This is a genomic window from Micromonospora sp. NPDC049891, assembly GCF_040660295.1.
Taxonomy (GTDB): domain Bacteria; phylum Actinomycetota; class Actinomycetes; order Mycobacteriales; family Micromonosporaceae; genus Micromonospora.
On the sequence record NZ_JBFAML010000031.1, the window covers coordinates 24,532 to 36,654 of the forward strand.

Consider the following 12,123-nt stretch of genomic DNA (forward strand, 5'->3'; position numbering starts at 1 on the left):
GTGGGCGACGGACGAGTCGACCTGTACGCCGGATTATGAAGTTCATTCGCGCCCTGAGCAGGCGTTTCGTCCGTATGGCACCCGTTCAGGGCGTCCCCAGGGCGTCAGGGCTTTTCGTCGGCGTTGAACAGGTCGTCAATCGCGTTACGGGTGCGTTCCTCGCTGGCCGGCATCAGGTGCGTGTAGACGCGGAGGGTGAAACCGGGATCGGCGTGGCCGAGGTAGGAGGCGAGGGCCTTGATGCTCTCCCCCGCGTCGAGCAGCGACGAGGCGTAGAAGTGGCGGAGTGCGTGCATCCCGGTGAAGCGGGTCGGCGTTATGCCGGCCGCCACGACAGCGGGCCGCCAGCTCTTGTTGTCGAAGGTGCGCCGGTTGATCGCACCACGCCGGGTGGTGGTGAACAGCAGCGGCACCGTGACCCGCTCGTCGCTGGCAGGGTCCTCCCACGGCAGGGTGAGCGGCACCGGGGCGAAGTCGTCGACGTGCTGCTTCAGCACCTGGGCGACGGAGTCGGGCAGCGGTATCCGGCGGTCCCGGTCGTTCTTGGGCAGGCCGAAGACGAGCCGGGACCGGACGAGCTTGACCTGACGGCAGACGTGCACCCAGCCCGTGTCGAAGTCGATGTCGTCGACCCCGAGGCCGAGGATCTCCCCCTGCCGCAGACCGCAGCCGGCGCCCAGGTCGACCATCGGGCGGTACCGCTGGGCGAGGCCACCGCGGATTGCCGAAACCTGTTCGTACCGCCACGGCACCACCCGCCGCTGCACCGGTCGCGGAGGCTTGACCGACTTTGCCGAACACGGATTCTTGGCGATCCGTTCGTCGTCAACGGCCGCGCCGAGGATGGTCCGCAGGTGGGCGAAGACCACGGCCCGGGTCGCCGGGGCCAGCTTGCCGACCATGTCCGCGTCCCATGCCCGGATGTGACCCGGCTTGATCTCGGCCAGCTTCTTGGAACCGAAGAACGGCAGCAGATGCTTGCGTACCCGAAACTCAGTGCTCTCCCGGGTCGACTCGTCGAACGAACGCGTCCGTAGCCACGTCTCGGCATACTCGGCGAAGGTCATCCGCCCTGCGACCGGGTCGACGTACGAGCCGCGCAGCTTGTCCGACTCCGTCGAGACGAGGAATGCCTCAGCCTCACGCTTGGCCCGGTCCGGGAACGACTTCTTGCGTTCCTTGCCGTCCGGGCCGATGTAGCGAACCCGGTAGCGCAGGCCCTTGCCGAACAGTTCCGTCTTGACCCGCTCCCGTTGCCCGCCCGGGTGACGCAGCGTCTTGTACCAGCGATCCTCCACGTGTCCCATCAGGCCGCCGCCTGCTCACGTACCCAGGAGCGGACCGCTTCCGGCTCGTACCGCAGGTGTCGGCCGACTCGGGCCGCCGGCGGACCGTACTTGACCTTGCGCCAGCGGTACAGCGTCTCGGGCGGCACCCGCAGGTACGCCGCCACGTCCCGGATCGTCCAGAGCCCATCGTTCGCCGCCATCACAGCCCCTCCCCCGTCATGCCGTCCGTTCCCCTCGTCGATGCCGTGTCGGGGAGCTGGGCGGCGCGGTCCTTGGCAGCGAGGAGTTCGGAGCGCCAGCGGGCACGTTCGCCGATGGCCCGCAGTAGCCGGTGGGCCATCGGGCCGACGTCGGGATCGTCGGGTCGAGCGAGTTCCCAGGCGTACCGGACCGGTTCGACGGTGGCGCCCTGGTCGTCGACGCCCTCCAGGCCGACACTGACGCCGAGCAGGGCACGCACCCAGGCCCGTACGTCGTGTTTGTGGTCGGAGAGGGTCTTACCGGACCAGTCGCGGGAGATGAGGATGCGCCGGCCGCCGATGCCGAGGGTGTCCCGCTGGTGGACCTTGCCCTTGCAGCGGCCGGGCTTGAGTTTCGCGTGTGCCCGCTTCGGTTGGACGCCGTAGAGCAGCCAGTTCGCGCAGCGGTCGGTGCATGGGGTGATCTGGAGTTCCTGCCAGAGCCGGTCGAGGTGCGCGCGTTGCCGGTCGGTGGTCGCCTTGTGGACGTCGCTGGTGTGCTTGGTGATGTACTTCGTGACGTAGCGGATGGTCCGTTCCGCGTCTTCGGTGCCGGGCATGACGCCGCGTGCGTCGACTTGGGAGCCGAAGCGCACGACGTGCGCCGGTTCGGCGTCGGGGTCGTCGTCGATGGCGTCGAGGGCTTCCGTCCAGGTGGTCAGCGGCGCGCGGGTGTCCGGGTCGACCCACGCGGAAGCCTGCTCGTCCCAGACCGGGAGCCGGTCGAGGGTGTACCGCTGCACATCCACCGCCGGCCACCACACCTGGTGGTAGGTGGCCGCTGCCACGGTGCGCAGCACGTCACGCGGGATGGTGCCCCGGATGGCGAAGTGCGCGTGTGGGGCGAGTCGGCGTTGCGGCTCGACGCAGCCGGCGTACTGGACGTTCCAGCCCTCACAGCGGCGCAGGTTCTGCCAGAACCGATCGAGCAGCCGAGGGAAGTGCACCGCGTCCCACGCCGCCCGGCGGTAGTCGTACCGGTCCGGGTTCAACGGCGTGCCGTCGGGCCGGACCGGGCCGTAGGAGTCGAGGGTGAGCGTGAGCCACATCGACGGCCGGTAGGTCGACCCGTCGGAAGCGGTGTAGGTCTTGCCGACGGTGCGCCGCTCGACCTTGCGCCGAGGCAGGTCCGGAGCGTCCTGGCGACGGCGGGTGGAGCGCTTGCGACGCCGGCCGTTGTCGTCGTCGGCCTGGTCCTCGTCGCCGGTCGCGTGTGGCGGGGCGACGCGGCCCCGGAGTCCTTCGGCTGTGATGGCCTCTTCGACTTCGCGGATTGCCTCGTCGAGGTCTTCGACCTGGTCCCACTGGCTGGCCCGGGATGCCTCGTCGCGGGAGAACTCCAGATGCCCGCGCAGCAGGATCAGCGCCTTCTGTTCCTCGGTCGCCGGCTCGGGTGGCGGTAGTGGCTCGTCGTCGCGGTGCCAGCCCTCCCGGATCTGGGCCTGCCGCAGCCGGCGGTTCTTCTTCGCGCAGGGCGCGCACTTGTCTTCCCGGGTTGCGCCGCAGGGCAGGTCGATGATCTCGGTCAGTCCGGTGTTCAGGTCGGTGCGGCGCATAGCCAGGGGGCGGACGCAGACGCCGTACTCGGCGGCGATCTCCTTGAGCACGTCGACCGAGCGGGGTAGTGCCATGCGGGCCGCCCGCGACCCCGGCCGAGGAGGCGCAGCCGGGGTCGGGGCGGGTTCGAGGCCGGGCAGGGTGGCAGCGGTCATCGGATGATCCCCACCACCTGACGCCGGTCGGACTGGACGACGCCGCGCGGTGGCAGCACCGAGACTGATGCCGGCGGCATCACTTCAGTAGGCGGCACAGGCTCGGCCTGCTCGGGTTCGTCGTACCGGTCGGCCTGCGGTTGGGCCGGCTCCGGTGCCGGCGCGGTGGCGGGTGCGCTGGACAGCACGACCTTGACCAGGGCGAGGAAGGCCAACGAGGGAACGGCGGCGACGATCCAGCCCCACACGGAGGGCTCAGCCTCGGCGACCTGGGCGGCGAGGGAGAGCAGGGCGAAGGCGACCAGGAGGACGCCGACGAAGCCGACCGGTTGACCGTTGCGGCGGCGTGCGCGGATTTCGAGGCCGAGGTAGATGGCCATGAGTTCGACGGCTACGGCGTTGGCCCAGCCGATCCAGTGTGGTTGGCCGTGGGCGACGGACAGGTCATGGACGTGGGTGAACGCGGCGGCGCCGGCCATGGTGCCGATGGCGAGCAGGATGGTCAGGCGTACGGCGGATTCGATGCGGTCGCGGCTCACCGGCGGCCCCCGGAGTCGCGGACGGTCAGGGTGATGCGGATGCTCTGGCCGTCGAGGTCGCGGCGACGGTTGACCATGTGCGCGAGGCCGTGCAGGGCGGCGGCGAGCCGATCCGGGGTGCCGTCCAGTTCGATGTGCAGCGGCTTGATCCGGCCGGTGCCGAGGAAGAAGCGTTTGAGGGACATCGGTTACCTCCGGGCCGGGGCGACGCGGGTACGGATGTGCTCGGGGGGTTCGCCGAGGGAGGCGACGGCTTCGGACAGGCAGCGCCACAGCGCCCACGCCTCGTCGGGGGTGAGGTGCATGCGACGCCGGCCGCCGCCGACGGCGAGACAGACCGGGTACGGGTCGGACCGCTCGGGGTCGACGCGGACGGACACGGCGGTGCTGGTCTGCCCGCCGGGGTGCGGGGCGCGGAGCCGGTAGAAGGTCGGAGTGGTCACCTCGGCTCACCCCCGTCGGTGTCGCGAAGGATGTTGAGCAGCGAGTCCGGCAGCAGTGGCCCGCGTGGGCGGGGCAGCGGCGGACGGGTGGGTTCGGGGGCGGTTTCCCGGCCGACCTGGGCGAGGATGTCCGCCGCGTCAGCCGGCGCCGGGTAGTCGGCGGCGAGCTGGCGGATGTCGTCGTCGGTGATGTGGGAGAAGCGGACCCGGGCGGGTTCGGGGGTGCCGTCGAGGATCACGTAACCGACGCCCTTGGCCCAGCGGGGCATCTGGTCGGCCAGTGCGCCCCGGTTGCGGGCACCGTCGCCAAGGATCAGGTCGACCTGAGCGGCCTCGGTCAGGCCGAGCGCGATGCGGGTCGGGAACAGGTCCCGAAACGGCAGGACTTCCTTGCGCGGGTCCTGCAACGCGGCCACCACGAGGACGCCGACGCCGGCCCCCTGGGACAGCAGCAGCCCCAGCGACGAGGCGATGCGCTTACGCAGCTCGACGTCTTGCAGGTAGGCGGTGAGCGCGGCCATCTCGTCGATGACGACCACGACCAGGGGGTCAGCCTCGGTCGGCGTGTGCACCCGGACCGTGCCGGCAAGCCGGGTCTGCCGCTCGCGTAGCACGGTGACGGCCTCGTCGAGGAGGTCGGCCATGGCCTCGAAGGACTTACCGGCGAACCGGGCGAACAACGGGCGGCCCATGGCGAACTCCATGCCGCCCTTGGGGTCGATCACCCACAGCCGCACCAACCCCGACGAGATCCCACCGGCCAGGGAGCGAACCAGGGACCACAGCACCGAGCCCTTCCCGGAGCGGGTCGCCCCACCGATCAGTACGTGGGTGGCCAGCAGGTGCAGCGACCAGTGCCGCAGGTCTTCCCGCCGGGCCAGGGGCAGCGCGGTGAGGTCCGGCACCGCAGGTACGTCGAACGGCTTCACCACCGTGCGCAGCGCATCGGTACGGACCACGACCAGGTACACCAGCGACGGCCGATCCCGGTACCGCAGCCGATCCACCCAGCCGAGGACGAGCGCCCAATAGCCGGTCCGGGCCGGCGGATCGCCGGGCCGCTCGGAGTAGACCCGGGCGTGGCGGCGACCGAAGGCGTACGCCAAGTTCGCTGTGACCTTCTGGAACTCCTCCGGCGTCTGCCCGCGCACCATGCGAACCGTCAGCACGTCCAGCGCCTGATCCGAACGCACCCGCAGCAGCTGCGGCATGACCGGCCGATGGTCATAGGTGCGGGTCAGCCCGCACAGCGTCATGGCCTCCCGCCAGGCCCGCCGGTAGACGAACACCTGACGGAACCAGCCCAGCACCGGCCCCGCGCACCAGGTCCACCACGATGCCTCGTGCTTCCACCGCCACAGCGCCGACACCAGACCGGCCAGGACCAGCGGCACGATCAGCCCGGCCCGACCGAACTCGACGTAGAGCCACACGCCGGCCACCACCAGGCCCACGATCACCGGATGCCGCACACACCAGACAGCGGCCCGGAACAGCAACCGCAGCAGCATGCCGAGCGCGATCAGCCACAGCGGCAGCTCCAGCCGCCGAGGACGGATCACCATCAGATCCCCGGCCGTGGTCATCACGACCTCACCACGCGGCCGGCGGATCATCGAACACCCCGCACGACCGCTACCAGCACCCGCCCCACGACGGGCATACCCTTGGACACGTCACGACCTCTCTCGACAGAGCAGGGGAAGAGACACCAGGGGGCGGGGCTGCCGTCCGCCAAGACCAGACAGCCCCGCCCCCACCAGATGCGGCTACGCCGCCGCCGTCTTGCCGCCGACCACCGGAGCCCGCAGCCCGGTCGCCCGCAGCGAATACGCCATCCGACCGTTGTTCGCCACGTACGGCGTCACCGTCATCCCGTCGAACTCCACCGCCTCGAACGGCGCACCCGACGGCGGAACCGGCTGATAGTCAGCCGAGATCTTCACCGTCGTCTCGCGGGACCGCTTGCCCAGCTCAGGGTCAAGGTCCATCACCCGGACCTGCCACACCCGCTGACCGGTCACCTTGTCCTTCGCCGGGGACCGCCGGCCGGTCTTCTCGTCGTAGTCCTCGACCTCACCCAGCGACTCGGGCACCAACGCACACCCCGCCGGGAACACGTCCTCGAACCGCACGGCGAACCTCGTACCGCCACGCAGAGCCATCGCTCACCCTCCAACTTGTTGACTTGTCTGCCAAGCTGCGGTCCAAGGTAGACGGCACTTGGCAGACAAGTCAACAAGCTTTCGCGGGCCGGGTCGGTGCGGCTAATCGCTGGGGCTGAAAAAGATCTTCGCGCTCAAGCGGTGACGTCTGAGCAAAGCCCCTCGTTTACCCCCCGTGCGCAGTGCAGTCCCCCGCGCTGCGCACCAGAGGAGTGGGGGCGATTCGAAGGGAGCCGGTAATGGGCCTGATCTGCCTTGACACCGGTACGGAGGCGAGACACGACTGTGGCCGATCGTCTCGTGACCGCCGGGACTCCGAGACACAGAGAGGGGCTGTGTCGACGGCCGGCGGGGTAGTCGCGTGACGAAGCAGCAAGACGACTCGGCGGAACTGATCCGTAGCCGACAGGAGCAGTACTTCCGTGAGCACGTCAGCGAGATCCTCGCTGCGGCGATCTACCGCCACGGGCAGCACCTCGGCGAGGATCTGACCCAACAGGCGTTCTTGCGGGTCTTCAAGAGTTACGACTGGCAGACGGGGGTGCCGCCAGTCGCGTACGTGCGCAAGGCACTGAGGTGGGCCTTCATTGATCTCTGCAGGAGGGTGAAGAGCCGGGGCGAGATCCTCACGGACGAGCCACCGATGCCGAGCGAGTCGGCTAACTGGGCCACCGATATCGACGTGGACGAGGAGGTCCGCCATGCCGTAGCCCAGCTACCACCGCGACAGCAGCAGCTGATTAGAGCGGTGTACTACGAAGGCAAGAAGCTGTGTGAATTCGCACGCGAGAACCACCTGAGCGAGAAGGTGGTGCACAACTACCACCACCTCGCCAAGCGTGCGTTGGAGAAGCAGCTCGCGCACTTGGTGGGAACCACCGGTAAGGAGGGGCGAAATGGGCGTTGAGGAGCGCCTCAAGAAGGACGCCGAGGCCCTTGCCCGAGCGGTAGCCCGAGTGGACAAGGACGCTCTCCTAGCCCGGATCTTCGACACGGTCGACGAGGAGTCGGGGTGCGGGGAGCCTTTGGAAAATGGTTCGTCCGGCTCTGAGCTTGGCGAGGAAACTCGTCGAAGCGCCGAGCCGGTAGCGGAAGTCGCGTTGGGGGCTCGGCTGCTTGCAGCCGGGCCTCCGGCCCCGCCTCTTGGTTCAGATCAGGACAGAGTTGAAGTAATGAACGAGCCCTCGAATCCAATTGGGGAACTTGTTCACTTGCTCGGCCATGTTCGGGCAATCGCTCCCGTAGCTCGGCGCGTCGCCGAAATACTGGAGCTGCTGGACAGGCCGAGGCTCGCATGGTCCTGGTGGAAGCTCGCGGCGGAGACTGGCGACGCGGACGCAATCGACTACGTAAGGCTTACTTGCGTCGCACCGGAGCCAGCAATTCCAACCCAAAGAGCGGAGAATCTTACCGCAGAAACGAGGAAAGTGGCCTGTGAGGTAAACGTCGAGAAGTTATTTCTTGTGCTTGGATATACTTCAAGCGGGGACGCTAAGCACAATGAAACTGAACATCCGATTGCCGAGTGGCTGGCTTCAGGTTCGTCTGATCAGCGAATCCTAGAGTTGCTTCGGGGGCCGCAATCGGATACTCCTGCAGTTCTGACATGTCGGTACGGCTTTACGTCTTGGGTTGGCGCCGCCGAAGCGGCCCAGTCACCCCCTCCCGAGAGGCAAGAGCAGTACCCCAAGCAAGAAAAGTCAGTAGACGCTCCATCCGTGGCAGAACTCGAAGACTTGGTGCGGTGGTAGCGATGAATGGCAGATTGATTGGAGCTTACTTGAGGACGTTATTGATGTTGGCTAGACGAAGCCTTCGATCCTTTACCCAGTCTTTGGCAACGGCTACGGCAGCCACGTCCACTCTCTCGATTGGCCTCGTTCCTTTGACGCCGGTTATCGAGACGCGCAACTGATTGAGGTTGCCCCGGGTCGAGACGCTAGGCGGTCGACCCGGGGCGCCACTCTTTTCGATTCAGCCTCGTCGACTACTCGGCTTGTCAGGCTTGCGAGACCCTTCCTCCACACTTCCCGTCTTATCGCCGACCGACCAGGATGCTCACGGCACCAAGAACGTGAGCCAACACCCTCAGGGCCATACCCTGCTCCTCGTATCCAAGCAGCGACAAAGCACCTGCAAATGCCTCAGCGGCGGCAACACCGAACTCTAGGACTCTCCTAACCTTCTTCGAACGATTACCGTCCGCGCCATCATTTCCTCGGCTAGAGCCCTCAGGCCCTTGTTTCTCAGACACCGGTGATCCGAGAACCTCTACATCCTCAGAAACGCCTTAGAGCAACGGATCTCACGCTCGACCGATGTCGCATGGATCACTGTGACTTCAAGATTAGATTGCACGATGCTCTAATACCGAAGGCCGCTCACGTAGAGCTTGGCAGCGCCCGCGTAAAGGACGACGCCCTCGCTCGGAGTCACATATCACATGGAAGCGTTGGGTAACGTCGACCTCATGACTGGGAGCGAATCCGATGCACTGGCCGACATCCACTCACGTCTGCCCGGGACCGACGACATGACGGTCGAAGCGCTAGGCGAACTGAGCAAGGCCTTGGAGACTATCCATAGAGTTCGGGGACATCTGTACTCCGCCCATCAACTCGTCGGCGGGGCAGACCTCACGCTGGATCGTGTTGTGGCGTTGCTGCGTCGGGCTGGACACGACCGGGTCGCAGATCGCGTCGAGCATGAGTTGCTGGGCCGCAACGTCCTGCCTGGTCGCTGGACCTTTCAGATCATGGAGGAGTTTGACGATGGCTACTACGCCGCGTTCCAGGAGGTCGAGCGGTATGCCCGGGAGACCCTAGCCGGTGGTCGGCGGCACATCTACGAGGCGGAGATGAAGGAGCGTCGGCGTACCCCTGGGATGCCGGGGCATGAGGCTACGCCGCAGGAGTGACCGGCAAGCCGTTCGGGAGCATCGAGGCTAGGGCTACAGCTCTGGCCTCGATGATTTTCATGCGGCCTTCGTACTCGACGGGTTCGCGGTGGGCGGCTTGGCTGGTCACTTGGCCGGGCCATTTGCGGTAGAGCAGGCCGTGTTCGCGGGTGAAGTACCCGTCGCTGACGGCGCTGGCGGCCAGGAGTAGGCCTGTGTCCTCGGAGGCCGGGAGCGCCATCCAGCCGCCGAGGGCCAGGAGCAGGTCCCGGCGGATGCAGAGGGTCGCGGGGTGGACCTGAGCGCGGTAGCCGTTGGCTTGCCAGAAGGCCAGGACGGCACCGCGGCTGATGGGGCCGCCAGCCGGGTCCTTGTCCCATCCGACGGTTGACCCGTCGGGCATCAGGTCCAAGACGCGGGAAGTCGTCCAGCCGATCTGCGGGTGAGTATCGAAGGCGACGATGTCCCGAGCGAGCGCGCCGGCCGTGAGTTGGTCGTCGGCATCGAGCACCTTGACGTATTGCCCGGTGACGCGGGAGAGAGCGAGGGTGCGTGCGACACCCGGGCCGCCGGGACGACCGCCGCCGATGCTGATGCGAGGGTCGTCCGGCAGCACCTGGGCCAGCGCTCCGGTCTGCCCGTCCTCCTGGACAAGCCACTGCCAGTCCCACCCGTCGGGCATGTCCTGCTTGACCAACGAGTCGTACGCGCCGGCCAGGTACTCGACGCTCGGGGCGTGGACCGGGGTGATGACCGAGACGAGCTGCGTCACGTTTTCCACCGTTGCAGTTTGTGGGAGTAGACCAGTTCCGTCCGGTCTCCCGGCATCACCACGTCGGCCACCTCGACGACCCGGCCGGCGGTGTCGATGGAGGTCTTGCGCACGGTCAGCACCGACACGCCGGGGTCGATGTCAAGGAGTTCGGCCTCATCCGGCGACGGCGGACGCGCCCGGACCTCTTCGTCGATGCGGTCCAGCTCGACGCCGATCGTGTAGAGCTGATGCTGTGAGCCGCCGGGCCAGGGCTCGTTGCTGGCGTCGAGCAGATCCGGGTTCGCGGCCACTAGGTCATAGGGCAGATACGAGTAGGACATGGTCAGCGGCGCGTTCTCATGGCGCGACGAGGTCCAGTAGACCCGGCGCAGCAGCGCCGTTCCCGGCTCAACGTGCAGGGCCGCCGCCATGTCCGCGTCGGCTTCCACGCGGGTGTACTCGGCGTGGAACTTCAGGTCATCGACGGTCAGGCCGGTGTCATGCTCGGTCGCGCCGGTCTTGAGCCGCTCGTCCTGGTCGAGCAGGACCCGGTCCTTCTCCCACTGGTACCGCTCCGCGTTACGCCGCCGTACCCGCTGGCGAGGTGCCCGTACGTAGGTGCCGCGCCCCTGCTCCGCGCGGACCAGGCCCCACTCGCGGAGCTGGCGGATGGCGTTGCGGACACTGGTCCGGGACAGGCCCGACGTGTCGGCCAACTCCGTCTCAGACGGCATCAGGGTGCCGGGGGCGAGTTCCCCGCTCGTGATCTTGACCCGCAACTCTTCGGCGAGTTGCAGGTAACGAGGGCGCCAGTCCCGGCCATGCACACCCGTCACCGTACCCCCTAGACGTTCCAACGACTGCCAGGTGGTCCCACCCGCCGGCCGCTCCGGCACCGGATCCACCGCCACCACCGGCCGTCGCGGTCGATGCGCGGGCACCGGAGTACGGCGGGAGCTGCGGTCAGTGGCGGTCATAGTGTCCCTCCAACGGATGTCCCTTGGTCATCACCCGCCACCGGGCGTAGGTCAGTTCGTAGATCAGCCGATCGAGCTGCACCCGCGACAGCAACACCGACTCCGTCGCACCGGAGCGGGTCGCGTCGACCTTCACGACCGGATCGCGGCGCCGGAAACGGTCGAGTAGCAGTTGCACGCTCACCCAGCCCCCGCCCTCACTGCCGATCGTGGCCAGCAGCCGGCGATGCATCGGATCGTTCGGGCCGCAGCCCCGACACCAGTCAGGACACGACGCCTGATCGGCAGTGTTGGCCGTGTGGATGTTGGTCGGCTCGTCACTGTCGTCCATGCCCGCCCTCCCCTGGGCTGGCGGCTTGCGTCAGGAGCAAGCGGAGCTGGTCGACGAGTTGCCCTGCTTGCGGGAGGGTGAGTTCGGCCCAGCCGGAGCCGGCCCGGCAGGAGGCGTGCACCACGACCGCCGGCGGTTCGTCGTCGGAGCCGATCAAGTACGACACGACCAGCCCGGAAGATCGGGCCTCACCGACCCGCAGCAGCACGCCCCGATGGCGACGCGTCATGTGCGCCAGCACAGGCGGCACCAGATGCCCGCACCGATCCGGCGCACACCACGCAGGATGACTCGCCACGGCAGGCCGCCTGCTCGTCTGACTCATCGCGGCCACCGCCCACCGTTACCCCGAACCATCTGCCCCCGGGTCAGCAGCGGCGCATGGCGTAGCGCCGGTAACTCACGAGTCCGCTCCAACGCCCAGCGCAGCGGACCGGCGTTGCGAGCAGGAGCGGAACCGCCGGAGCGGCTGCCGGCTCCGGATCTGGACTGGTCCGGCTGTCGGCGAGATCGCCAGAACGAGAACCAGGGACGTCGACGATGAGAGCCAGGCATCGCACCTCCAGATGTAGGAGAGCCGGCGGCCGACCAGGGGGAATCAGCCGGCCACCGGCCCGACAGAGGGCACGGCACACCGTCCGACACCGGACGGGTCGGGTATCGCCGAGCCACCTTGTACGCGCGACTACCGCAACCGGCCCATCAGGACGCCGCGCCTCACGACCAGGCCGACGCAGCACCACCCCTGATACACGCCGTCATCTCAGCCGCACACCCG

Annotated in this window: 15 protein-coding genes; 3 read left to right on the forward strand and 12 right to left on the reverse strand. The window is 67.8% G+C overall.

Annotated elements, in window-relative coordinates; genetic code table 11:
• Window positions 1–104: 104 nt before the first annotated feature.
• From AB0I71_RS27720 to AB0I71_RS27755, 8 genes are all read right to left on the reverse strand, one after another.
• Complete coding sequence (locus AB0I71_RS27720; RefSeq protein WP_357589482.1) at window positions 105–1,307, reverse strand: tyrosine-type recombinase/integrase; 1,203 nt, start codon at window positions 1,305–1,307, stop codon at window positions 105–107.
• Entirely contained in the window at window positions 1,307–1,489 is a 183-nt protein-coding gene (locus AB0I71_RS27725) for a helix-turn-helix domain-containing protein (protein WP_204013763.1), read from the reverse strand. Before AB0I71_RS27725 ends, AB0I71_RS27720 begins: the two co-directional genes overlap by 1 nt.
• Window positions 1,489–3,240: a replication initiator gene (locus AB0I71_RS27730; RefSeq protein ID WP_357589485.1), complete on the reverse strand. Its 1,752-nt coding sequence runs from the start codon at window positions 3,238–3,240 to the stop codon at window positions 1,489–1,491. Before AB0I71_RS27730 ends, AB0I71_RS27725 begins: the two co-directional genes overlap by 1 nt.
• A complete protein-coding gene (locus AB0I71_RS27735; protein ID WP_357589487.1) occupies window positions 3,237–3,779 on the reverse strand; it encodes a DUF2637 domain-containing protein in 543 nt (180 codons plus the stop codon). The genes AB0I71_RS27730 and AB0I71_RS27735 overlap by 4 nt, the downstream gene beginning before the upstream one ends.
• Complete coding sequence (locus AB0I71_RS27740) at window positions 3,776–3,964, reverse strand: hypothetical protein (protein ID WP_357589489.1); 189 nt, start codon at window positions 3,962–3,964, stop codon at window positions 3,776–3,778. The genes AB0I71_RS27735 and AB0I71_RS27740 overlap by 4 nt, the downstream gene beginning before the upstream one ends.
• Window positions 3,965–3,967: 3 nt before the next feature.
• Complete coding sequence (locus AB0I71_RS27745; protein WP_357589491.1) at window positions 3,968–4,222, reverse strand: hypothetical protein; 255 nt, start codon at window positions 4,220–4,222, stop codon at window positions 3,968–3,970.
• Window positions 4,219–5,808, reverse strand: coding sequence for an FtsK/SpoIIIE domain-containing protein (locus AB0I71_RS27750; protein ID WP_357589567.1), 1,590 nt, complete (start codon window positions 5,806–5,808; stop codon window positions 4,219–4,221). Before AB0I71_RS27750 ends, AB0I71_RS27745 begins: the two co-directional genes overlap by 4 nt.
• 183 nt (window positions 5,809–5,991) lie before the next feature.
• Window positions 5,992–6,387 carry a transcriptional regulator gene (locus tag AB0I71_RS27755; RefSeq protein ID WP_357589493.1) on the reverse strand — a complete coding sequence of 132 codons (396 nt, stop codon included), beginning with the start codon at window positions 6,385–6,387 and terminating at the stop codon, window positions 5,992–5,994.
• A gap of 361 nt (window positions 6,388–6,748) precedes the next feature.
• Between AB0I71_RS27755 and AB0I71_RS27760 the strand changes: the two genes are divergently transcribed.
• The 3 genes from AB0I71_RS27760 to AB0I71_RS27770 all read left to right on the forward strand — a co-directional run bounded on the left by AB0I71_RS27760 (window position 6,749) and on the right by AB0I71_RS27770 (window position 9,304).
• Window positions 6,749–7,294: a sigma-70 family RNA polymerase sigma factor gene (locus AB0I71_RS27760; protein ID WP_357589495.1), complete on the forward strand. Its 546-nt coding sequence runs from the start codon at window positions 6,749–6,751 to the stop codon at window positions 7,292–7,294.
• Window positions 7,284–8,138, forward strand: a complete 855-nt coding sequence (locus AB0I71_RS27765) for a hypothetical protein (RefSeq protein WP_357589497.1) — start codon at window positions 7,284–7,286, stop codon at window positions 8,136–8,138. The genes AB0I71_RS27760 and AB0I71_RS27765 overlap by 11 nt, the downstream gene beginning before the upstream one ends.
• A gap of 719 nt (window positions 8,139–8,857) precedes the next feature.
• The gene (locus tag AB0I71_RS27770; RefSeq protein ID WP_357589499.1) at window positions 8,858–9,304 is read left to right on the forward strand and encodes a hypothetical protein; all 447 of its coding nucleotides are present in this window, start codon (window positions 8,858–8,860) and stop codon (window positions 9,302–9,304) included.
• Here the strand turns inward: AB0I71_RS27770 and AB0I71_RS27775 are convergent.
• The 4 genes from AB0I71_RS27775 to AB0I71_RS27790 are packed head-to-tail and all read right to left on the reverse strand — an operon-like array spanning window position 9,288 to window position 11,574.
• Entirely contained in the window at window positions 9,288–10,064 is a 777-nt protein-coding gene (locus tag AB0I71_RS27775) for a glycosyltransferase (RefSeq protein ID WP_357589501.1), read from the reverse strand. The genes AB0I71_RS27770 and AB0I71_RS27775 overlap by 17 nt on opposite strands.
• The gene (locus AB0I71_RS27780; protein ID WP_357589503.1) at window positions 10,052–11,014 is read right to left on the reverse strand and encodes a GntR family transcriptional regulator; all 963 of its coding nucleotides are present in this window, start codon (window positions 11,012–11,014) and stop codon (window positions 10,052–10,054) included. The genes AB0I71_RS27775 and AB0I71_RS27780 overlap by 13 nt, the downstream gene beginning before the upstream one ends.
• A complete protein-coding gene (locus AB0I71_RS27785; RefSeq protein ID WP_357589505.1) occupies window positions 11,001–11,345 on the reverse strand; it encodes a hypothetical protein in 345 nt (114 codons plus the stop codon). Before AB0I71_RS27785 ends, AB0I71_RS27780 begins: the two co-directional genes overlap by 14 nt.
• Window positions 11,332–11,574: a hypothetical protein gene (locus AB0I71_RS27790; protein ID WP_357589507.1), complete on the reverse strand. Its 243-nt coding sequence runs from the start codon at window positions 11,572–11,574 to the stop codon at window positions 11,332–11,334. The genes AB0I71_RS27785 and AB0I71_RS27790 overlap by 14 nt, the downstream gene beginning before the upstream one ends.
• Window positions 11,575–12,123 lie beyond the last annotated feature (549 nt).